Source organism: Microbulbifer sp. ABH2_005, assembly GCF_056160005.1.
The window spans coordinates 3,130,947-3,152,916 of record NZ_JBSWWI010000001.1 but is presented as its reverse complement, the minus strand read 5'-3'; the positions used below and the strand labels follow the sequence as shown (position 1 = coordinate 3,152,916).

Sequence of the window (21,970 nt, the reverse complement as noted above, 5' to 3'; positions counted from 1 at the left end):
GGCCGGGTTTTAAGGGTTAGAACAGCCAGACTTCAACTCGGCGGTTCTTGATTTTGGCTCTGGAATTATTAGAGGCAATAGGGAGGTAGGCTCCAAAGCCCTGAACGGGAGCGGTATTGATTTTATGATCGCGCAGAGCTGAGCGGACGGTCACTGCGCGAAGTTTGGATAGGATAACCGAACGCTCTGGGCTGACTTTTTCATCGCCAAACCCGATAAGTAATAGTTCTCGTCCCTGGTTTTGCGGTTTTTCCATAAACTTTGCCAGTCTCTCAATATCCTGCTGAGCCTTGTTGTCCAGTGAGGCGCTGCCCTCTGAAAATCGGAAATTAATACTGAGGCGCTCAGCATTTCGAGTCAGTTCCAAATATTCACTTGGTCCTTCCCGAGACTCCTCTGGTTTAAAGCCGATGGGAGTTTGCGCGACGAACCCGGAGGATTTCACCTGCTCTTGCCCCGACTCACTCTGTACAAAACGTAGAAATTCTTCTGCTGTTGAGTTGGAGGAATAGACTGGAGTGTATAAGAAAAGGCGGCGCGACAGGGGGTAGTCTTCCGTAGCGATGGTCAGGTGCTCAGGAGCCTGTGGGAGTGTATTTTGATCGGAAACGGCTACGGATTTTGCCTGACGAATGGATGCTAGCCCAACAAAACCGATTCCGCGCGGGTCTGAAGTAACAAGGTCGGAAAGTTGATCGTTGGACTCATAGCGCTTGGCCCTGCTGGAGAGAGAGTAGCGCTTGCCTAGCACCAGGCTTTTAAAGGTATCCCAGGTCCCGGACTGATCATCTCGCGCATAAATATTAATGCGGCCCTTGCCTTTGCCAAGTTCCGACCAGTCTTTTATTTGGCCGGAAAAAATAGCACTGATTTCCTGTAAGGTCAGTTGGTTAATAGGGTTGCGCGGATGCACGATAATCGCCAGTCCATCAATAGCAATGACATGTTCAGCCTTGCGGCTGCGCATATCACCCATTTGGCTTAGGGCGCTGAACTCGCTGTCTTTGATAGGGCGCGAAGCCATGGCGATATCTGCTTGAGCCAGTTTGAGTCCCTTAAAACCAGTGCTGGAACCGTGAGCAGCTATATCGACAAATACAGTGTTATTGCCAACTTTTGCCTGCACTCGCACTTCGTTGGGAGTTCCGAGTGGCTTGATACTGATATCAGTGGCTCCCTTCGCAGTGAAATAGTCGTGAACCAAGCTGGGCGCCAGCTGAGCACCAATGGTATTAGAGCCGTGTAGGCTGAATAATTTTCCATTGCTGTCTGAAGAAAAAGGCGAGACTGCGGCAGAGACAATTGGGCTTAGAAGGCAAACAAGAAGAAATGTTATTGAGCGGCATAATCGCTGAAAAAATAGGTACATGTGATCCTGGACCCTAGGGAAGTAAAACGAGGCCGCAAAATATGTCTTATTTATGACAAAATGATGAAATCTTGATGAATAAAGCGTGCAAAAGTCTCAAACTTAAGTTCAGCGCAGGTCATGGCGCTGGAGCAATAAACTGGAGCAATCAAGAGGTCATGTTGCCGAGGCTTTTTGAATGCAAAAAGGTTAGCGACATTAAACGTTGGTGAGAAATTTGAGAAATGCGGGTCACAAGCACCATCAAGCGTTATGAAGCTGGCTTGTGACTACTCCGCGAGATTTTTCCTTTGGGTTTGTTATTACTAACTGGAGGGAAAAAGTCGGCTTACCAGAACTGGCAGAGCCGTCTCTACCCGGAGAATCCGTGGGCCCAAGTGTACAGAATGGAATCCGGCTTCTTTGAGCTTTTCAACTTCGTAGGCAATAAATCCCCCTTCGGGGCCAATCGCCAAGGTGCAGTTCTCACTGAGGTCCATTGGACAGGACGTGCCACCGATAGGGTGGGCCACCAATTTGTGTGAACCTTGAGAGAGTTCGGGTAGCTCATCCTCTACGAAGGGTTTAAAGCGTTTGCGCAAGAGAATTTCCGGCATTTGAGTATCGACAGCCTGTTCAAGTCCGAGCAGGCATTGTTCGAACAGTTTCTTCTCGTCCAGCCAGGGGGTTTGCCAATAGGATTTTTCCACCCGGTAGCTATTGATCAAGACCAGCTTCTTAACTCCCAGTGCAGTGATATGCTGAATAATGCGCTTCAGCATTTTGGGGCGTGGCAGTGCCAGGATCAGGGTGATTGGTGGAGGTGGAGGCGGATTCCTTGTTAGTTCCACCCGCAGCTCTACCTGTTGATCGTCGAGACTGGCAATTTGCCCAGAGCCGATATTTCCATTCAGCAGGCCCACGCGCAGTTGCTGGCCGGGCTCGGCCCGGTGAACTTTGATAATATGTTCCAGCCTGCGGCCGGAGAGGCGGACGATATCGGAGCTGATAAAGTCAGCTTCATGTAAAAGAATCAGGTTCAAAACCGGGTCTCTTGAGACTATAGAAAATTACTGTTGCGAATGAGTCTTCACCGCTCACCGCTTAGTACTGGCAATGGCGCCCTTACCGAGGCCCTCATAGGCGCGAACCTTGATTTCAACGCCCGGGTGCTTTTCTGCGAGAGTTGTGGCGATATATTGAGCCAATTGCTCAACGGTGGTATCGCAATCCAAAATTTCACAAGCACTAGCGGGTAACTCTAGCGTGAAATCTCCCTGTTGGGCTCGATAGGCGAAGGTTAGGCTGTGTGTATTTTCGTTATCGTCTTGGCAAAGATCTTCCCGGGTGCCCAAATAAATATCTTTCCAGCGTTGCGCCCACTCTTGCTCTAATTGCTCGTCTCGATTTCCCTCGACAAATATTTGGATTCGGGAGCGGTGGCCGTGGGCAATGCGCTGGCAGTTACCCTGGTGTTTTTTCAGGCCGTGGCTGTAGTGATAAAAAGCATCCTGGATTTGCTCGTCTTCAAACGACAGCTTGAGCTGTTCGACACTGGCGGGGAAGGAGCTGGCCAGTTGTTGCACACTCCAGCGGGCAACATTTTCTGCATTGATAATGTCACTTTCCACCAGGGCGAATGCCTGCCCCGGTCCCGATACTGAGATTTGTTCTCCACTCGCGAGCAGCCACTCAAGAGAGATATTGCCATCTTGATGGGTCAGTGTCAGACCGGGGGCAAGGGTGGGAACCAAGAGGCGATGGTCGAGCTGATCATCTAACCAATGGCGCAATGTCTTTTTAACGATACCAAAATCGCAAACCATACCCTGGTTATCGAGTGCGCCATCCAGGGCGGCATTCGCCAGCCAGGTTTCGCCTACGAGGCCGCGCTGATGGTCCAGGTAGCTGAAATCAACATTGGTCAAATTATCGACAAACAGGTGCATGGGTAACTCTTCAGAAGGGGGTAAAGTAGTAGTCGCCTATTATAACCTGTTAATAGGGCTGGAACTCGCGCCTTTAACCCTCTATAATCGCGCCCTCTTCGGATGCACCGAAGATCGTTGTGGTGGCCCTTCCGGTCCCCTCGCAATGAACAGCTGTGAACCCCGCCAGGCCCGGAAGGGAGCAACGGTAGCAGTGGTATCATGTGCCGAGGGTGTTGCTGGTTGGGCCGCCTCCTTAAATGCCCTCCTTTTTACTGATCCCCCATTTCCTTTATTCCTGTATCTCATCGTCGTTCGCTCTGACTGCTCCCGTCGGCCTGTTGTTTCCGATAGCACCGTATTTTTCCCCAGAAAACGGCAAATATGGGAGATTTTGTGCCGATCTGCATTTAACTTTAGGGCTTACCATCGCTGGTAACGGCAGGCTTATGCTATAAACGGCGACAGTTATAACTAGGCCCAATAATGATTATCTGAGGGGAAGATGAAGAAAGTTGCTCTTGCCATTGCAGCTGCAGTCGCGCTGTCTGCCTGTGACAGCGGCCAGCAGTCACAAAAATCCATGGGGGTGGCGCAGGCCACTGCAGAAAGCCCTGCGGCCAAAAAGAGTCCACTGACAGCTGAGGATGCCAAAGCATTCCTTGATGATGCACAGGCCCGCCTGGAGAAAATGGCCCAGGAAATGAGTCACGCCGCTTGGTTGGCATCTACCTATATCAATCTTGACTCGCAGTATGTGGAGGCTCTCGCTTCTGAGCGCTATACGACCATGGCTGTAGAGCTCGCTTCAGAGGCGGCTAAATTCAATGATCTGAAGCTCGATCCAGATACCCGCCGCAAGCTGACCATGCTGAAGCAGGGACTGGTATTCCCGGCGCCGAAAGATCCCGCCCTGACGGCAGAGCTGGCCCAGATCGGCTCGAAAATGCAGGGAATGTATGGCGCCGGCAAGTACTGCCGGGAAGAACAGGGGGCTGATAAGTGTTACACCCTGACCGAGATGGGCCAGGTAATGGCGACCAATCGCGACCCAGAGCTGCTCAAGGATTTGTGGGTTGGCTGGCGTAAAGTTTCCCCGCCTATGAAGCCGCTATATGAGCGCCAAGTGGAGATCGGTAATGCCGGTACTGAAGAGTTGGGCTACGACAACCTGAGTGTTTTCTGGCGCTCCAAATACGATATGGAGCCCGATGCCTTCGCTGCCGATATGGATGCGCAGTGGAACAAAGTGAAACCTTTGTATGAGGCATTGCACTGTCATGTGCGCGCCAAGCTGAATGAGCACTACGGTGATGAGGTAGTACCTGCTCAGGGTAAGATCCCCGCACACCTTCTTGGCAATATGTGGGCTCAAGAGTGGGGCAATGTCTATGACCTGGTCAAAGACGATGATATGCAGGCACCCTACGACCTGACCCAGCTCGTGGTTGATTCAGGTATGAGCGAACAGGATATGGTTAAGGCAGGTGAGAAGTTCTTTACTTCTCTCGGCTTCAAGCCATTGCCGGAGACTTTCTGGGAGCGCTCTCAGTTCACCCAGCCTCGCGATCGTGATGTTGTTTGTCACGCCAGTGCCTGGAATATGGACGGCCAGGATGATATCCGTATCAAGATGTGCATTAACAAGACTGGCGAAGACCTGGTCACTATCCATCATGAGCTGGGGCACAACTTCTACCAGCGCATTTATAAGGAGCAGCCCTTCCTCTATAAAGAGGGTGCCAACGATGGCTTCCACGAGGCTGTTGGCGATACTATCGCTCTGTCTATCACGCCTAAATATCTGAAGGAAATTGGCTTGATGGATGAGGTGCCGGATGAGAGTAAAGACATCGGTTACCTGATGCAGCAGGCGCTGGATAAAATTGCATTTCTGCCATTTGGTTTGTTGGTAGATAAGTGGCGCTGGCAGGTTTTCAATGGTGAGGTTCAACCGGCTGATTACAATAAGGCCTGGTGGAAGCTGCGCGAGGACTATCAGGGTATTCAGGCTCCGGTAGAGCGCACTGAAGCGAACTTCGATCCGGGTGCCAAGTACCATATCCCCGGTAACACGCCTTACGCTCGCTATTTCCTGGCCCGCATCCAGCAGTTCCAATTCCATCGCGCGCTGTGTGAAGCCGCTGGTGAGACTGGACCATTGCATCGCTGCTCCATTTATCAAAATGATGAAGCGGGTAAGAAATTGCGTACCATGTTGGCGATGGGTGCTAGCAAGCCCTGGCCGGATGCGATGGAAGCTTTGACCGGCCAGCGCGATCTGGATGCTTCTGCCATTATCGATTACTTCCAGCCTTTGATGGCTTACTTGAAAGAGCAGAACAAAGGCCGTCAGTGCGGTTGGTAAGTTAGCGCCTTATAGGTTTGTCTGACGGGAAAGGGGAGTGTAACTCCCCTTTTTTATGGGTGTTGTTCTGCTGATTACTGTACAAGAGTTTCATTGGAATCTAGCAGTTCTGCATATTGAGCGGTAATAACGTTCATATTGCGAAGCATCAAATCTGTAGTGCCTGTGATCACCTGAATCTGGCGCTTTTCAGAGATCTTCATCTCCCCCTCAAATCCACGGCTGGCATAGCTAAGGTGATCTTTAGCTTTCTGTAAGTTGCGGTTGATATCTGGGGTATTGAAAGGGCTTTCAAGAAGCTGGGTTAGGCGGCTAGAGTACTCGACAAGATCTTGGTGCAGTCCACTCTCTGCATCCTCTGGAGAAATCCCCCAAATTTTAGCGGCGTAGTTTTTGCCAATTCGTTGTGAGAGCATGCGCTGTCGACCGGCAATATTGATCAGTTCAGCCGAATTGTGATTAGCCAGTTGCTGTAGTTTTACAACGTAAATATGAGCTTCTGATAAAAGTCTATTGCTGCGTTGGAATAACTCCGTTGCTCCCTCCTTGCTGACTGGCTGCAGGCTGATTTCCTTAAAATCTCGCCATTCATTCCTTACTTTTTCTAATTGGCTTCTAATTTTTACTGCTGCGGGGAATGTGCCGAGTTTCTGGTTGTTTCGCTCAAACTCCTGTACTGATCGCGTTAAGACCTTTTGGTGGCGCTGAGCATCGGACTGTATACCGCAGAGAATATAAGCTTGTGTGATTCGTTGGGACAGCATTCGTTGGCGTCCCGCTATATTAATTGCTTCACCCATGGTTAATGCTGAAACATCCAGGCTTATCATTATTAGGAGAAATGCTGCGGAGAACTTCATGGTTTCACTCTTGAGTTTTGGTCTGCTTCTGTTTTGGTGGTTTTTCAAGTGCTTTCTATTGGCGTTTTGTGTGTTCCAGGTTCTTGAATTTTTAAGGTGAAGACTTAGAGCTTTATTTTAGAAATGCTGCCGTTGCACACCATGATGGATCGCAAAAAATAATTCGGTATTTTTTCTTTTGCGGCTCGGTAGGCTTATTCTTTTTTTGAGAGCGTGCATTTGGTTTATTTGTTTTTAATAATAAATCGATTTCAAGGATTGTTTTGTTTGTGCAGGAAGGTATAACAAATTTTTGTCGGTAGATATCTAACCACTTTTCTTTGGGCTAATTCTTTAGTGGTAGAGATATTCAGGGCGGGGAGAAGGGAGAAGGCGAGAAGAGAGTGAGAATGGAAGATAGTTGAGAGGGAAATTAAAAAAGGCCCTACCGAAGTAGAGCCTTTCTTATACCGAGAGAGAGGGCGATTAGAAGCTGTAGTTTACAGCTGCGCTGAATAGCCAGGCCTCGGTTTTGGTGGTGCCGCCATCGTAGTAGGTTACAAACCCATTCAAGTTGCTGACTTCCTGAATAAGCTCATCATCTCCCCAGAGGTAGGCGAAGCCGGCATCCACACTCAAGCGGTTATTGTGCGTGTAGGTGCCACCTATGGTTAGCCACTGACGGTCAGTATCGGGGATAGAGAGAGTACGCCAAGTGACGGGCAGATCTAAGCCGGTTTCTTCCCTAATAGTTTCTTCTTCGTGGAGGTTGAAGCCGTCGCGAGCTGCGCCCTCGTCGTGGGCATAACCAAAGCGTACCGTTACCTTGTCATTGTAGAAGTACTCAGCGGCAAGACTGTAACGGGAACCGCTTACAAAGTTCTCTTCTTTAATCAGGAGAGGGTTGAAGTCTTCGCCGCCTGATGGGATGAAAGCCTCAAGACGCTCAAAGCGGCTCCAGTTGGTGTACATATAGCCAAAGGCGATGGCCCAATTATTTTCGAAGCGGTGGTACAGTCCAAGCTCCAGAGTATCGGGTAAGTTCAGGGTTAAGTTGCCACTGGCATCGTCAAATGGGGCGTCTGAGGGTGTGACATCTGAATTAACGTCACCCTTTAACTTGGGATCGTATTTGGCGTGGTAAGAAATGCCTGCGCGGGTATTGTCATCAATATTCCACAGGGCGCCAATACTCCAGCTTACATCCCAGCCATCACCTTTCACCTCCAGAATGGTGGCCCCTTCAGGGTTTACGCCCGATACTCTCTCTATGGTGGCGCCTAAGGGGAAATCAGTGGGAAAGGCCGTTTTTAATTCTGCATCAGCGTAGAGAAAGTTAATAGAGGCGCCAATACTAAAGGCATCATTAATACTGTAGGCAACAGACGGCTGAATATTCAGGGTCAGCAGGCTTGTTTTGTTAGCGATGGTGGTGCCGGGGAAGTCGTCGGGGAAATCAGTTTCCAGGCCGAAGTCAGTATACATGGCCAGGCCCCAGGACCAATCGTCATTGATTGGTGCTGCTAGATACCCGTTGGGGATAAAGGCGCTGCTGGCGTAGTCGCTTGCGTCGGCTACAGCGCTAGATTCAGCATAAATGATGCCGTCGGGACCAACATCAACAGGTAGGTAGTAAGTAACATCGCCGGCCACATCGATTTCAGGGTCGACGTAGGTGATACCGCCAGTCAAAGTGTAAGTGTCAAACAGTGCAGAACCCGCCGGGTTGCGGGCTAGGATGGAGGCGTTATCACCGATTGTGTTCTCGGCAGCGAAGGCACGGCCAAGGCCGGATGCGCTGGTTTCCTGTAGATAGAAGCCCGCGGCCATAGCGCCTTGGGAAACGGAGCCGATTGCTGCGGCTAGAACTGCATGTCGCAGGTATTTCTTATTCATGAGAGCCCATCTCTTAGTCTGCTGATTACTGAAAACCAAAATTAGCATTGGAAATGCCAAGATATGGAAGGAAGGCCATTAGATTTATATAGATACCTTCCTTTTTTGTAGCAAATCCCTCGCTTTAAAACAGGGTAGGCAATAAGGAATTGCCCGCGCAAGGGAAAGGAGTCACTTTATAAAGAGAACAGAGGCAAAAATCCATTAAATGTGAATATTTTTTTTGCCTCTGTAAAAAAATGGTAATTTATTGGCCTGCACCGACAGTTTTGCCGTTGATGGAAAGATTTTTCAAGGTGATTTGGTATTTTTTGCCATTTTCTTCCAGTTGCACCAGTTTCACCAGGGCGTAGTTCCACTGGGGGGCAATCCAGACGGTCGTCTCTCTTTCTGAGTCGGCATTTCTTACTCGGCGCACCTTTATGGCTTCTATTTTCCCCATAGGTGTTTTCACCACTTCGGTTCCTTCCTGGGCGAAAGTATATTTGCGAATCTTTTTGCCATCGGCGACTTCGTACTGGAGGTTTTCTTTGCCTGCGGCGACATCTAGCGCCAGTTGCATTTGATAGCTCAATTTATCCAGGATGTTTGGCGGCACATTTTCCATGTCTCGCTCGGGATTGGAGACATTGAGGACCATATTTTTATCGGGCTCAAAACTGAGAACGGTGCCGCGATCGCGGCCAAGACCCTTTCTGCGATATTCGTAGTGGTAGGGAGTGATACTCCCGTCCTGGTTGGTGAAGCGAGAGTACTCTTTAATGCTGGCAAAGAGCGCTGAGGTCTTAAAGTCCAGTCGCCAGTTGCCTTCTTGGCCTGTGAGTTCGCGGGTGGCAGTGACGCTGATGCCGTTGTACCTTGCGGTATAGGTCGCCTTAAAAGGCTCCAGCTGGCTGGCAATTGATTGACTGGAGAGAAGAAGGAAAAACAGAGAGGAGATAAAAATGCGCACGACAGAGCCTCGCAAAATCTGAATCTCCTTGAATACTAGCTGGCGGGAACCGCAAAGTACATTGCAGGGCTAATCCCGCCAGCTTGGCTTGGGCTAGCTGTCTATCCGGGCCCCGCTTGGCGGCAGAAGCTCACCGTCCAGTTGCGAGCGGTCCCCCAGCATCTTTAGGCGCCCTTGAGCAAACCAGGATACAGCCATGGGGTAGATGATGTGTTCCTGTACCTGGACCCGCTTTGCCAGGGAGTCGGGAGTATCCCCCTCCTTTATAGGCACAGCGGCCTGAACAATGGGGGGGCCGCCATCGAGTTCTTCGGTGACAAAGTGGACAGTAACGCCGTGCTCGCTATCTCCAGCTTCCAGGGTACGCTGATGTGTGTTTAGCCCTTGGTATTTCGGCAGTAGGGAGGGGTGGATATTGAGGAGGCGGCCGCTGTAGTGGCGAACAAACTCGGGCGTGAGGATACGCATAAATCCGGCCAGGACAACCAAGTCTGGCTGATGGCTGTCGATTTCTGCGATCAGTGCCTGGTCGAAACTTTCTCTGCCGGAGAAGTTGCGGTGATCAACCACCATTGTGGGAACCCCGGCTTCGGCAGCGCGCTTGAGACCGAAGGCCTCGGGCTTGTTGCTGATTACTGTGCAGACGGAGAAGTCTGCCCCGGCATTCGCCGAGGCATCCAGGAGCGCCTGCAAGTTGCTGCCGCTACCGGAGATCAGTACGGCAACTTTGCATACTCCTTGTGACATTACAGGCCCGCCAGCTCTACGGCTTCTGCGCCTGCAGCGGCATCTTCGATTTTGCCCACTACGAAAGCGTCTTCGCCGGCTTCTTTCAGCGCTTGCAGCGCTTTATCGGCTTGTTCTGCTGGAATGCAGATCACCATGCCGAGACCACAGTTAAAGGTGCGGTACATTTCGCGTGCGTCAATATTGCCCGCCTGCTGGAGCCAGCGGAATACCTCGGGCATCTCCCAACTGGTGACGTCTACGCGAGCGAGGCAACCTTCCGGGAGGACGCGGGGCAGGTTTTCCAGCAGGCCGCCGCCGGTGATATGGCTGAGGGCATTTACCTGGACGCTCTTCATCAGTTGCAGCAGATTTTTAACATAGATGCGCGTGGGGGCCATCAATGCCTTGGCAAGCGTTTCGCCGCCCAGTTCCTGTTGTAAATCGGCGCCACTAACCTCGAGGACTTTTCGGATCAAGGAGTAGCCATTGGAGTGGGGGCCGCTGGAAGCGAGTCCAATGAGCACGTCTCCACTTTTCACCTTTTTGCCATCAATGATCTCTGACTTCTCCACGACACCGGTGCAGAAGCCGGCTAGATCGTAGTCGTCGCCTTCGTACATTCCCGGCATCTCGGCGGTTTCGCCACCGACCAGGGCGCAGCCCGCGAGCTCGCAGCCCTTGCCGATACCGGTGACAACTTCAGCGGCAATATCCACATTCAGCTTGCCGCTGGCGTAGTAGTCGAGGAAGAACAGCGGTTCGGCGCCGGCTACGACCAGGTCGTTCACACACATGGCAACCAGGTCGATGCCAATGGTGTCGTGAATGCCCAGGTCCATGGCCAGGCGCAATTTGGTGCCCACGCCATCGGTACCGGAAACCAGGACTGGCTCTTTGTAGCCGCTGGGAAGTTGGCACAAAGCGCCAAACCCGCCCAGGCCGCCCATGACTTCCGGGCGGGAAGTGCGCTTGGCGACATGCTTGATACGCTCTACCAGGGCGTTACCCGCGTCGATATCGACACCGGCGTCTTTATAAGAGAGAGATGTTTCAGTGGATTGCGGCTTGGAATCGCTCATGATTCTTCCTGCGGTGGGTATTCGAAGGGCGCGTATTCTAGCCGGGTCTTGGTCCGGTAGCCACGCCCAGTGGGCATCTCAATGTAGGAATCTGGTATTTATCCCCAAGTAAACGGCGATAAACCCTCCAATAGTGAGAACTCGGGGCTGAGAGAAGTCGCTGACGCTGATACAATAGCCCCAATTTTTATCCCGACCGTGGATTTTTGCGTCTTGCGCAACAACAACGATTTCGTGCAAGCTCACGGGCTGGAATGAGGTTTGGAGAGAAATCCTATGCACAAGCTGCTCCGGCAGGGATTGGTGTTGCAGTTTTTGGTCCTGTTGTTCGGCGCCCTAATTCTGCCAGTCCAGGCCCGAGTTATCTCGGACCTGTATGAAGTAGTCGAGGCTGTACCGAGCCGTGGGGCTACAGACCGCGCGAGTGCCGGCAGCCGGGGGCTGGAGCGGGTATTTGTGCGTGTCACCGGGGATGCTGCTATCGGCAACAACCCAAACCTAAAGCCTATTTTGCAGAAAGCTCAGCATTTTATACAAGGCTATCGCTACACTAGCGAAGACAACCAACTCTACCTTCATCTCTCTTTCGACCCTCAGGCTATCTCCAGGCAAATACATCAGTTGGGGTTACCCATGTGGCCCAATAACCGCCCCGGCACACTTGTGTGGATGGCGGTGGATACCCTAAAAGAGGGGCGCAGTATCCTCCGTGAAGAAGATGCTCCAGAGCTCTTTTCAGTATTGGATGCCATGGCCGTGGAGCGCGGCGTGCCCCTGGATTTCCCGGTGATGGACCTCAACGATCAACACAATATGCCTTTGGGTGACCTCTGGGCGCAGAGCGAGCAGGCCGCTGAGCGTGCCGGTTTGCGTTACAGGCCGGATGCCACTTTGATGGGGCGTCTACTCCAGGCTTCGGGACGCCGCTGGCAAGCCGATTGGTTGTTACTACATGGTGGCCGCAGTTACGCTTTTGACAGTAATGGCGGCTCCTTGGAAGAGGTTGCGCTGCGAGGCGTCAACCAGATGGCTAATCTTCTCGCCCAGCGCTATGCGGTGCGCCCCGGTGTTGAAGATGCCCAACAGGGTTCAATTTTTGTGGAGCTATCCGGTGTAGATAGCTTTGCCGATTACGCAGAGGCCTCGGCCTATTTGCAGGGGCTGGCACAGGTGAGCAGTGCAGATCTCCTATCAGTGGAGGGGGATCGGATGCGCTTAGCGCTGGCCGCTACTGTGGGACTCCGCAGCTTACGCGATGCTTTGGCGTTAAATCATAAGCTGCGGGCACATGGGGACGGGGATGCCATTGAATTGAATGGATACCGTGCACCCCTGGGCAGCGCTGATAATCCGTTGCGCTATCGCTGGGACTGAAATGAGTATTCCGCAACAGCTGCCGCTGGGGGTATCCCTGCGAGACGATGCCACTTTCGATAACTTTTATCTGTCTGAGTCGGACCCCAACCGCCAGGTTGTAGCCCTACTGCAGTCGTTCGCCAGTGGACAAAATCCCGAAGCGGTGATTTATATCTGGGGGGATGCGGGTAGCGGCGTCAGCCATCTACTGCAGTCCGCCTGCCAGAGTGCCGAGGCCAATGGCCGCAGTTTCCAATACATCCCCATGGCCGAATTAATGACCATGGACCCAGTTGTACTTCTCGATGGCCTTGAGCAGCTCGACCTGGTGTGTATTGATGACCTGCACCTGTTAGAAGGGCAGCCCGAGTGGCAGACGGCGATGTTCCATTTGTATAACCGGGTCAGGGATAGTGGCAGGCAGCTGTTATTAGGGGCGCGTAAATCCCCTCGGGGGATGGATATTTCCCTGGCAGACCTGCTTTCGCGCCTGCAGTGGTCGCTGGTATTCCAGCTGCAGCCAATGAATGATCGGGACAAGGTCGCTGCCCTGCGCAGGCGAAGCCGCCTGCGCGGTTTCGACCTGCCGGAAGATGTTGCCCAATATATTTTGCACCGTGCGCCTAGAGATACCCGCGCACTGTTCCTATTGCTGGAGCAGTTGGATAGAGCCTCCCTGATGGCACAGCGTAAAATCACCATTCCCTTTGTAAAGCAGGTACTGGATATCTAAGGCATATCCAAGCAACCCTGCAATCCAAATAGTTGACCCGGGAGCAAGGGCCTCCCGGGCCGCAGCCCCCTGTAGCTACTAAGCTCCACTTTGCTGGTTGCCCTTTCTTAGTGCTCTTGCTTGTCTCCCTTGTACCGGCGACCAATCTGGCTTGTAAAGTCTCCCTCTGTGAATTGGACCGCTGCCACAGTATTAAATGGTGGTGGCCACAGGGGTCGCATGGAGGTTTCCGCCTGTTTTTACCTCCAATGCCCACAGTTTGAGGAAATTGTTATGCCAAATATTCATAAAGTCCTCTATGTGAGCCATGCCGCTGAAGATGAGTCCAGTGGGCTGCTACAGGCATTTGCTATCGCCCGCAACAACCAGGCGGAAATTAAGGTGTTGTTGGTCTGCCCAGCGGTGCCGGAGGGGTTCGAGGATTTCAGTAACTTTTGTGTTAAGGCAATGCTGGAGCGGGTAAATGGAGGGATTGCAGCGGCTCGGGAGCGGATGAACCTGTCAAAGGACCAGGTGCAGATGGAAATTGAGTCGGACTGTGGTCCTCGCCCCGCGGAGAGGGTTATTCGCCGCGTGCTCACAGAGGGCTACGACCTGGTGATCAAGAATGTGGAGGGGCTGACTCAGCTCAAAGGCTTTAAAGCCATTGATATGGAGCTGTTACGGAAGTGCCCCTGCCCGGTTTGGCTGTGTCGCCCCATAGAGCGCACGCACACAGAGATACGGGTAGCAGTGGCGATTGATCCCGAGTGTGATGAGGGTAGTACCTACGATCTGGCAATTCGCTTATTACGCTGGGCACGGGTGTTGGCAGACAGTTGTAACGGCACTCTGCATGTTGTTTCCTGCTGGGATTACGATGTTGACGAGTATTTGCGCCGTCACTTCCCCATCAGTGCATCCGAAGAGGAGTTGGACCAGGCCACCGAGGCAGCTCGTGCTCAACACCGTTCAAAATTGGATGTACTGATTCGGGCCTCAGGTATCGGAGGTGATATTCAGGTCCATCATGTGATTGCCCACCCGGATAACTATATCCCTTTATTGATTGATGAGGAGGGGTTGGATCTCCTTATCATGGGTACTGTGGGGCGTGCCGGTATCCCTGGCTTTATTATGGGAAACACCGCAGAGAATATCCTGCAAAAGGTGACTTGCTCTCTGCTTGCGTTAAAGCCCAGTGATTTTGTTTCTCCCATCAAGATATAGTGCTTAATATGGGAATGCGGTGTGTCGGCAAGATGGTTTTATGGCCGACCATAGCGCTCTCTGGGCGGGGCCGTCATGGGGCGGGGAGGCGTTAGAACCGCAATATCTAAATTAGGAGAATAAAAAATGATTAAAACCTTAGCCAAATGGCTTGGTGGTATTTTGTTATTGGGGGTTGCGGCGGTTTCTGTTTTTGCGGTCAACGCGATCTATTTTAAGCCTTGGTCGATAGATGTTTATTTTGAACGGGCTTTTTTCAAGCTCGGCAGTACCAGCCCGGAAATCCTCTCTCAATTGCGGTTGCTCGAACAGTTTGGGATCGATGGACACAACGCCCATCTTGATGATGTCTCTGAGGTAGAACAGCAGCGCCAGATGCAGATGATTAAGGATGAGCTTGCCGTATTGCAGGAGTATGATCGTGCAGGTATGGATGGCCAGCAAGCCATCTCTTACGATGTTTTTGCCTATTTCCTTGGCAATATGGTGGAAGGCGAGCGCTGGAAACACCACGATTATCCGCTCAACCAGATGTTTGGTGTGCAAAACAGCCTGCCGGAATTTCTCGCGGAAGTGCACCAGATTCATAATATTAAAGAAGCCGACTATTATCTTTCCCGCCTGAGTGAGGTCGACCGTAAATTTTCACAGGTACTTGATGGCCTAAAAGTTCGCGAAGGAAAAAACATTCTGCCTCCGCGCTTTGTCATCGACAGTGTGTTGGAGGAGATGCAGGATTTTATTGCCGTACCGGCCCATGAGAATATTCTTTATACCTCCCTGGAAGAGCGTCTCAATAAGATCGAAGGCCTGGAGGATGAGGAGCGTGTACGTATCCTCGATCAGGGAGAAGCCCTGATCGATGCAGAGGTATATCCTGCCTATAAGAGTCTGATTGCTTACTACCGTGAGTTACAGCCCGAGGTTACCGAAAATAATGGTGTTTGGGCGCTTCCTGATGGCGATGAGTTCTACGCTTATCAGGTGCGCAGTCATACTACAACGGATTTGTCCCCTGAGGAGCTGCACCAGATTGGTGTTGAGGAAGTAGCAAGAATAGAAGGGGAGATGAATCGTATTTTCTCATCGATTGGGCAGGATAGCGGCAGTATCAGCGCCCGCTTCTCGGCAATTAACAATGATCCCCAGTTTTTATATGAAGATTCGGACGAGGGCCGTGAGCAAATAGTTGCCGACTACCAAGTGATGATCGATGAGATTAATGCTGGGCTGGGAGACTACTTCGATGTGAAACCGGCGATGGGGGTTGAAGTACGGCGTGTACCAGAATTCAAAGAGCAGGGCGCGCCGGGGGCTTACTACAATCCTCCGGCCATGGATGGCTCCCGTCCGGGGGTTTTCTATGCAAACCTGCGCGATGTACATGAAACCAAGAAATTTGGTATGCGCACGCTGGCCTATCACGAAGCGGTTCCCGGCCACCACTTCCAGTTGGCGATTGCCCAGGAGCTAAAAGGTGTACCCACTTTCCGCAAGCTGGGTCTGTTTACGGCTTATGCCGAGGGATGGGCACTTTATGCTGAGCAGGTTGCCAAGGAGGCGGGTTTCCAGGAAAACCCCTACGATGATCTTGGCCGATTGCAGGCCGAGATGTTCCGTGCTGTGCGTTTGGTGGTGGATACCGGTATGCACTACAAGCGTTGGGATCGTGAAGAAGCTATCGAATATATGGTGGAAAAAACCGGTATGACAGAAACCGAAGTGACCACTGAAATTGAACGTTACCTGGTTATGCCTGGACAGGCGCTGGCCTATAAGGCTGGAATGTTAAAAATTCTGCAATTGCGCGATCGAGCTCAGGCAGAGTTGGGCGAGGCCTTTGATGTTCGTCAATTCCACAATGTGGTGCTGACCAACGGCGCCCTGCCATTGGCAGTTTTGGAGCGTCAAGTAGATGGCTGGATTGCCACAAAAAAAGGATAAAGTAATTTTTAATTACTTTTTGTAGCTGTAAAAAAGGCCACTCTGAGAGTGGCCTTTTTCATTGGGCACTATTTACCCGGTGAAGTTAGCTTTTCGCTTTAACACCGGCAACCCAATTATCCACCAACTCTTCGAGAACGTTCAGCGGTACCGCACCGTTAGCCAAGATAGTGTCGTGGAAACCACGCACATCGAATTTGTCACCCAGTTGCGTTTTGGCTTTCTCACGCAGCTCAATAATTTTCAGCATACCGATTTTGTAAGCCGTCGCCTGACCGGGCATTACGATGTAACGCTCGATGGCTTTAACCACATCGCCTTTCGGGTTCGGTGTATTTTCTACCAAGTAATCGATGGCCTGTTCGCGAGTCCACTTCTTGGCGTGAAGGCCGGTGTCTACAACCAGGCGGCCGGCACGCCACAGTTCCATAGCTAGGCGGCCAAAGTCGGAATAGGGATCTTCATAGAAGCCCAATTCCTTAGGTACCAGCTCAGAATAGAGGCCCCAGCCTTCGGTGTAGGCGGTGTAGCCACCGTATTTACGGAACTTGGGGATATCCTGCAGCTCTTGGGCGATAGAGAGTTGCATGTGATGGCCGGGGATGCCTTCATGGTAAGCCAGTGCTTCCATTTGGTAGGTGGGCATATCCTCCATGTTATACAGGTTGGCGTAGTAGATACCTGGGCGTGAGCCATCCGGTGCCGGACGCTGATAGAAAGCCTTACCTGCGGATTTTTCGCGGAAAGGTTCCACAGCTCTCACATCCAGGTCGGCCTTGGGCTTGGTGATAAACAGCTCGTCCAGACGGCCCTTCATCGTATCGATAATAGCGGTAGCCTTCTCCAGGTATTCCGCTTTACCCTCCTCAGAAGTTGGGTAGTAGAACTGCTTGTCGGTACGCATGAACTCGAAGAATTCCTGCAGGTTACCCTCGAACTTCACTTTGCGCATAATCTCGCGCATTTCATCGTGAATTCGCGCCACTTCCTTGAGACCAGTCTGGTGGATCTCGTCGGCAGTCATATCGGTGGTGGTGTATACGCCCAGGCGGAACTTGTAAAAGTCATCACCGTTGGCCAGCTTCCAGGCGCCGTCATCGGTAGTGGCTTTCTTTTCCAGTTCCTGTAAGTAGCTGATCAGTTTTTTGTAAGCCGGGCCAGCGCTCTCTTGCAAAGCCGTGCTGGCTTTATCGATCAGCGCTTTTTTCTGTTCGGCGCTAATCTCGAGTTTCTCTACCTTGCCTTTGAAATCAGCAAAAAGCGGGCTGTCTTTTTCACCTTCAAAAGGTGCGCCGCTGATCAGGTTTTGTGAATCGCTAATCACATAGGGGAAGACAAACTTCGGCACAATGGTGCCGGCCTTGGCATTGGCTTTCAGGTTTTCTTCCAGTTGGGCAAAGTATTGGGGCATGCCGTTCAGACGGGCGATGTAGGCCTCGGCATCACTCACGTCATCGATGCGGTGCTGGCTGATCAGCAGGGAAGCCGCACTGGTGTGGGTGGCATACATCTGGTTGACAGGGTAGTAGTGGTTGCGCCACTTGTAGCCTTCAATATCCTGCTCCAGATTGCGCTTGGCAAGACGCAGACTCAGGCGGGTTGCTTCATCCAGGGTATTGGGGTCAACCTTATTCAGCTCGGCGAGCTGGCGCTTGTTGATTTCCAGCGTCTCTTTGGCGAATTCTGGGGAGAGATTATCCCACTTATCGTAATCTTCTTTCTTGCCCAGGAAGGTTTTGAATTCAGGACTGCGAGACAGGTGCTCCTGGAAGAAGTCCTCGAACATCTGGTTAACTTGCTTGATGGCCTCTTGGCTCACCTTGGCAGTGCTGTCTTGAGTGGACTTGCTTTCCGCAGTGACGGAGGCCGCATTCTGTTGCGCAGCTTCGGGGGCACCGCGGTCACAGCCGCTGATAACCAGCGCGCTTATGGCGGCTGCGATCAGGGTTGGTTTCAACTTCATAAGCATATTCCCAGTGTTCGGATAATAATTGCTACTTTGTACCACTTAGGTGGCATTCTTTAGATTTTCTTGGCTGTCCTAAACTGCGTACAACGCATTATTAACAGCGCTACTCAGTGGGTATTGTGCGCACTCGCGCGGTCTTTGACCAGGGGTAGTATTTTGGCGCCACATCAGCAGTGATTTTCACCCACTGAAAAGAAAAAAAGCGGGCTTAGCCCGCTTTTTAGGTGATCCCGCGATTAGGCGAAGTTCTGGTTTACAAATTCCCAGTTCACCAGCGCCCAGAAAGCTTCCATATACTTAGGACGCAGGTTGCGGTAATCGATGTAGTAAGCGTGTTCCCATACGTCACAGGTCATCAGCGGGGTAACGCCTTCTTCGGTCAGCGGAGTCGCCGCATTGGAGGTGTTTACGATCGCTACTGAGCCATCGGCTTTTTTCACCAGCCAGGTCCAGCCAGAGCCGAAATTGTTTACCGCGCTGGTGGTGAACTCTTCTTTGAACTTGTCAAAGCTGCCGAATGCCGCAGTGATAGCCTCTGCGATAGCACCGGTAGCTTCGCCACCGCCGTTGGGGCTCAGGCAGTTCCAGTAGAAAGTGTGGTTCCATACTTGTGCGGCATTGTTGAATACGCCACCGGAGGAGGATTTGATCACTTCTTCCAGGGATTTGTCGGCGTCCGCAGTGCCTTCCAGCAGGCCGTTCAGCTTGTCAACGTAGGTCTTGTGGTGTTTACCGTAATGGTACTCCAGAGTCTCTTCAGAGATATGGGGGGCCAGGGCATTCATCGCGTAGGGGAGTTCGGGCAATTCGAAAGCCATGGGGTCTTCCTTCCTTTGTTTAGGGTTATTGGTGAGAGCATTCTACACGCGCCGTATGCCAGAATTAAGCCGGCGCAGTTGAATAGGGGATTTTGGGACGTTTTCCTCGAACTCAAGGGGTGGTGTTTGATGTCACCATTGTTTTGCTGTCGTCTATTCTTACTTGTGGCCGCTTACTTTTTCGTCAATTTTTGGTATAACTGCCGCAGAATTCGACGAATCTGTCCCGGCTTGATTGTCCCTAAGTTGTGAATTTAGCGGTGCCGGGCGGGACAATCCCGAACTGACCAGTACCGAACCCACCAGATTAGTTACCGGGTGTATTGATACATGCAACGCAGAGAGCCCACATTGGACGGCAGCGCCGCCATTGAACCCACACTGGAGCCCAGCGCCCCTGAGCGCGCCGAGTCGACCCAGGAGCCACAAGTCATCGTTGAGGAGCGCCGTGGTGGCTTCTCTTTCTTGGGCCTCTGTGCCCTGGTCCTGGCTATGGGCGGCCTAGCTGCTTCTGGCTTCCTTTATCAGCAGTGGCAGGAAAGCCGTACCCAGCTGGTCAATGCGGAGAACCGCATCGCCGATGCCGAGAATCGGATTGCCGAGTTGGAGAAGCGCTTCAGTCTCTCCGATGAGGAGTCCACCGCTTCGGTTGAGGTGTTGAACGCCAAGGCCAAGGAAAATGCCTCTGAGATCCGCAAGCTCTGGGGTGTGGCTTACGATACCAACCGCAAGAATATTGCCGCCAACAAGGCCGCAAACGATGCAAATAAGAAGCAGGTGGCTTCTCTTAGCAGCAAGCTCGGCAGCCTGGATGCCAGCGTGAAAAAGATCGCTTCGGTGGAATCTGCCCTGGCGGAATTGCGCAAAGGCAGTATTGCCAGCAAGCGTGAAATGACCGATAAAATCTCCAGCTTGGAGCGTCAGCTGGCTTCTGTACGCAGTGACTTGACTATGCGTGTCGGCGCCAACGAAGAGGCCGTGGAGTCTATTGATGCCTACCGCCGCTCGGTGAACAAGGATCTGGTACAGCTGCGCGATGCAATTCGCTCCTTACAGTCCAGCGAGCCAACGGCTTCCTCTATGTAACCCTTTTAAAAGGCTAAAAAGGGCGAACCTGGGTTCGCCCTTTTTTATTGCCTTGGGAAAATCTATCTAGGCCCTGAGTAAAATCAGTAGCCATATCAATAACAGGCCAATAACCCTACATTTCGTGTAGAATCGCCGGCCTTGAGACGTTAATCGGAGTTGGCCATGACCACTATCCGCCAGGATGATCTGATCGACAGCGTTGCTGACGCGCTGCAATTTATCTCTTACTACCACCCACAGGACTTCATTCAGGCCCTGAACAAGGCTTATGAGAAAGAGGTCAACCCGGCGGCCAAGGACGCCATGGCCCAGATCCTGATCAATTCACGTATGTGTGCCGAGGGCCATCGCCCCATCTGCCAGGATACCGGCATCGTCACCGTGAAGCTGAAAGTGGGCATGAATGTTCGCTGGGAAGCGGACATGAGCGTTACCGACATGGTGAACGAAGGTGTGCGCCGTGCCTACCAAAATGCCAGCAATGTGCTGCGCGCTTCTATTCTTGCCGACCCGGATGGTGCCCGTAAGAACACCGGTGATAACACCCCGGCAGTGATTCACTATGAAATTGTTCCCGGTGATACGGTGGAAGTTTATGTGGCAGCTAAAGGTGGTGGCAGTGAAGCCAAAACCAAGTTTGCCATGCTCAACCCTTCCGATTCCGTAGTGGATTGGGTTCTGAAGATGGTGCCTCAGATGGGCGCCGGCTGGTGCCCGCCGGGCATGTTGGGTATTGGCATTGGCGGTACCGCCGAGAAAGCCATGTTGTTGGCCAAGGAATCCCTGCTCGATCCTATTGATATCCAGGAACTGCAGGAGCGCGGTGCCTCCAACCGTGCGGAAGAGTTGCGCTTGGAGCTTTACGATTCCGTCAACAAGTTGGGCATCGGTGCCCAGGGCCTCGGCGGCTTGACCACAGTGTTAGACGTGAAAGTGAAGGATTATCCCACTCATGCCGCCAATAAGGCCGTGGCGATTATCCCTAACTGTGCCGCCACCCGTCACACCCACTTTACCCTGGATGGCAGCGGCCCAGCACAACAGACTCCACCAAAGCTGGGAGATTGGCCGGAAATCACCCGCGAAGCCGGCAGTAACACCCGCCGTGTGAACCTGGATACCGTGACTGCTGAAGATGTGCGCAGCTGGCAGCCAGGAGAAACTCTGCTGCTCAATGGCAAAATGCTTACCGGTCGTGATGCCGCGCACAAAAAGATGGTGGATATCCTCGCCAAGGGCGAGAAGCTGCCGGTCGACCTCACTGGCCGCTTTATCTACTACGTGGGCCCGGTAGATCCGGTGCGCGACGAAGTAGTTGGCCCGGCTGGTCCCACCACCGCCACCCGCATGGATAAGTTCACCCGCACTATGCTCGAAGAGACCGGCCTGCTTGGCATGATCGGAAAAGCTGAGCGCGGTCCTATGGCCATTGAAGCGATCCGCGATAACAAGGCGGTTTACCTCATGGCCGTGGGGGGCGCAGCCTACTTGGTCGCCCAGGCGATCAAGGCTTCCAAGGTCATTGCATTCCCGGAACTGGGTATGGAAGCTATCTACGAATTCGACGTAGAAGATATGCCGGTAACGGTTGCAGTGGATAGTGAAGGTGAGTCTGTACACACGACTGGGCCGCTGATCTGGAAAGCCAAGATCGAAGAAGGCGTGGTTTAAGGCGCAGGTTAACGATCTAACCAACCTTTAATGGTTGGCCCG

Annotated in this window: 17 protein-coding genes and 1 other RNA gene; 8 read left to right on the top strand and 10 right to left on the bottom strand. The window is 52.2% G+C overall.

Annotated features, from left to right (window positions below; translation table 11 throughout):
* Positions 1-16: 16 nt before the first annotated feature.
* The 3 genes from ACXAFI_RS13755 to ACXAFI_RS13745 all read right to left on the bottom strand — a co-directional run bounded on the left by ACXAFI_RS13755 (position 17) and on the right by ACXAFI_RS13745 (position 3,297).
* Entirely contained in the window at positions 17-1,369 is a 1,353-nt protein-coding gene (locus ACXAFI_RS13755) for a substrate-binding domain-containing protein (protein WP_475109269.1), read from the bottom strand.
* 305 nt (positions 1,370-1,674) lie between these two features.
* Positions 1,675-2,391, bottom strand: coding sequence for a 16S rRNA (uracil(1498)-N(3))-methyltransferase (locus ACXAFI_RS13750; RefSeq protein ID WP_475109268.1), 717 nt, complete (start codon positions 2,389-2,391; stop codon positions 1,675-1,677).
* Between the two features lie 54 nt (positions 2,392-2,445).
* Positions 2,446-3,297, bottom strand: coding sequence for a 6-carboxytetrahydropterin synthase (locus tag ACXAFI_RS13745; protein ID WP_475109267.1), 852 nt, complete (start codon positions 3,295-3,297; stop codon positions 2,446-2,448).
* 129 nt (positions 3,298-3,426) lie between these two features.
* On the opposite strand from ACXAFI_RS13745, the gene ffs reads away from it, so the two are divergent.
* Positions 3,427-3,524: signal recognition particle sRNA small type (gene ffs / locus ACXAFI_RS13740), an RNA gene on the top strand.
* 257 nt (positions 3,525-3,781) lie between these two features.
* Entirely contained in the window at positions 3,782-5,644 is a 1,863-nt protein-coding gene (locus ACXAFI_RS13735) for a M2 family metallopeptidase (RefSeq protein WP_475109266.1), read from the top strand.
* 74 nt (positions 5,645-5,718) lie between these two features.
* Here ACXAFI_RS13735 and ACXAFI_RS13730 read toward each other — a convergent pair whose 3' ends face one another.
* The 5 genes from ACXAFI_RS13730 to purM all read right to left on the bottom strand — a co-directional run bounded on the left by ACXAFI_RS13730 (position 5,719) and on the right by purM (position 11,139).
* On the bottom strand, positions 5,719-6,552 hold the full coding sequence (locus ACXAFI_RS13730; RefSeq protein WP_475109265.1) for a type IV pili methyl-accepting chemotaxis transducer N-terminal domain-containing protein: 834 nt from the start codon (positions 6,550-6,552) through the stop codon (positions 5,719-5,721).
* A 417-nt stretch (positions 6,553-6,969) separates the two neighbouring features.
* Complete coding sequence (locus ACXAFI_RS13725; RefSeq protein ID WP_475109264.1) at positions 6,970-8,379, bottom strand: OmpP1/FadL family transporter; 1,410 nt, start codon at positions 8,377-8,379, stop codon at positions 6,970-6,972.
* Between the two features lie 247 nt (positions 8,380-8,626).
* A complete protein-coding gene (locus tag ACXAFI_RS13720) occupies positions 8,627-9,346 on the bottom strand; it encodes a DUF3108 domain-containing protein (protein ID WP_475109263.1) in 720 nt (239 codons plus the stop codon).
* A 78-nt stretch (positions 9,347-9,424) separates the two neighbouring features.
* Positions 9,425-10,078, bottom strand: coding sequence for a phosphoribosylglycinamide formyltransferase (gene purN / locus ACXAFI_RS13715; protein WP_475109262.1), 654 nt, complete (start codon positions 10,076-10,078; stop codon positions 9,425-9,427).
* On the bottom strand, positions 10,078-11,139 hold the full coding sequence (gene purM, locus ACXAFI_RS13710) for a phosphoribosylformylglycinamidine cyclo-ligase (RefSeq protein ID WP_475109261.1): 1,062 nt from the start codon (positions 11,137-11,139) through the stop codon (positions 10,078-10,080). Before purM ends, purN begins: the two co-directional genes overlap by 1 nt.
* A gap of 276 nt (positions 11,140-11,415) precedes the next feature.
* On the opposite strand from purM, the gene ACXAFI_RS13705 reads away from it, so the two are divergent.
* The 4 genes from ACXAFI_RS13705 to ACXAFI_RS13690 all read left to right on the top strand — a co-directional run bounded on the left by ACXAFI_RS13705 (position 11,416) and on the right by ACXAFI_RS13690 (position 16,381).
* Positions 11,416-12,513, top strand: coding sequence for a DUF2066 domain-containing protein (locus ACXAFI_RS13705; protein ID WP_475109260.1), 1,098 nt, complete (start codon positions 11,416-11,418; stop codon positions 12,511-12,513).
* 1 nt (position 12,514) lies between these two features.
* Positions 12,515-13,228 (top strand): DnaA regulatory inactivator Hda, encoded by a 714-nt coding sequence (gene hda / locus ACXAFI_RS13700; protein ID WP_475109259.1) that lies wholly within the window; start codon positions 12,515-12,517, stop codon positions 13,226-13,228.
* Positions 13,229-13,501: 273 nt separating this feature from the next.
* A complete protein-coding gene (locus ACXAFI_RS13695) occupies positions 13,502-14,437 on the top strand; it encodes a universal stress protein (protein WP_475109258.1) in 936 nt (311 codons plus the stop codon).
* 126 nt (positions 14,438-14,563) lie between these two features.
* Positions 14,564-16,381 carry a DUF885 domain-containing protein gene (locus ACXAFI_RS13690; RefSeq protein WP_475109257.1) on the top strand — a complete coding sequence of 606 codons (1,818 nt, stop codon included), beginning with the start codon at positions 14,564-14,566 and terminating at the stop codon, positions 16,379-16,381.
* A gap of 85 nt (positions 16,382-16,466) precedes the next feature.
* Here ACXAFI_RS13690 and ACXAFI_RS13685 read toward each other — a convergent pair whose 3' ends face one another.
* Positions 16,467-18,344 (bottom strand): DUF885 domain-containing protein, encoded by a 1,878-nt coding sequence (locus ACXAFI_RS13685; protein ID WP_475109256.1) that lies wholly within the window; start codon positions 18,342-18,344, stop codon positions 16,467-16,469.
* 242 nt (positions 18,345-18,586) lie between these two features.
* Complete coding sequence (locus tag ACXAFI_RS13680) at positions 18,587-19,168, bottom strand: superoxide dismutase (protein ID WP_152452292.1); 582 nt, start codon at positions 19,166-19,168, stop codon at positions 18,587-18,589.
* 330 nt (positions 19,169-19,498) lie between these two features.
* Here ACXAFI_RS13680 and ACXAFI_RS13675 point away from each other — a divergent pair, with 330 nt between their 5' ends.
* Entirely contained in the window at positions 19,499-20,254 is a 756-nt protein-coding gene (locus ACXAFI_RS13675; protein WP_475109255.1) for a hypothetical protein, read from the top strand.
* A 165-nt stretch (positions 20,255-20,419) separates the two neighbouring features.
* Complete coding sequence (locus tag ACXAFI_RS13670; RefSeq protein ID WP_475109254.1) at positions 20,420-21,928, top strand: fumarate hydratase; 1,509 nt, start codon at positions 20,420-20,422, stop codon at positions 21,926-21,928.
* Positions 21,929-21,970: the final 42 nt, after the last annotated feature.

Coding starts and splice junctions, on each gene's coding strand:
- ACXAFI_RS13755 (WP_475109269.1), bottom strand. CDS start 1,369: ATGTACCTATTTTTTCAGCGATTATGCCGCTCAATAACATTTCTTCTT.
- ACXAFI_RS13745 (WP_475109267.1), bottom strand. CDS start 3,297: ATGCACCTGTTTGTCGATAATTTGACCAATGTTGATTTCAGCTACCTG.
- ACXAFI_RS13735 (WP_475109266.1), top strand. CDS start 3,782: ATGAAGAAAGTTGCTCTTGCCATTGCAGCTGCAGTCGCGCTGTCTGCC.
- ACXAFI_RS13725 (WP_475109264.1), bottom strand. CDS start 8,379: ATGAATAAGAAATACCTGCGACATGCAGTTCTAGCCGCAGCAATCGGC.
- purN (WP_475109262.1), bottom strand. CDS start 10,078: ATGTCACAAGGAGTATGCAAAGTTGCCGTACTGATCTCCGGTAGCGGC.
- purM (WP_475109261.1), bottom strand. CDS start 11,139: ATGAGCGATTCCAAGCCGCAATCCACTGAAACATCTCTCTCTTATAAA.
- ACXAFI_RS13705 (WP_475109260.1), top strand. CDS start 11,416: ATGCACAAGCTGCTCCGGCAGGGATTGGTGTTGCAGTTTTTGGTCCTG.
- hda (WP_475109259.1), top strand. CDS start 12,515: ATGAGTATTCCGCAACAGCTGCCGCTGGGGGTATCCCTGCGAGACGAT.
- ACXAFI_RS13695 (WP_475109258.1), top strand. CDS start 13,502: ATGCCAAATATTCATAAAGTCCTCTATGTGAGCCATGCCGCTGAAGAT.
- ACXAFI_RS13690 (WP_475109257.1), top strand. CDS start 14,564: ATGATTAAAACCTTAGCCAAATGGCTTGGTGGTATTTTGTTATTGGGG.
- ACXAFI_RS13685 (WP_475109256.1), bottom strand. CDS start 18,344: ATGAAGTTGAAACCAACCCTGATCGCAGCCGCCATAAGCGCGCTGGTT.
- ACXAFI_RS13680 (WP_152452292.1), bottom strand. CDS start 19,168: ATGGCTTTCGAATTGCCCGAACTCCCCTACGCGATGAATGCCCTGGCC.
- ACXAFI_RS13675 (WP_475109255.1), top strand. CDS start 19,499: ATGCAACGCAGAGAGCCCACATTGGACGGCAGCGCCGCCATTGAACCC.
- ACXAFI_RS13670 (WP_475109254.1), top strand. CDS start 20,420: ATGACCACTATCCGCCAGGATGATCTGATCGACAGCGTTGCTGACGCG.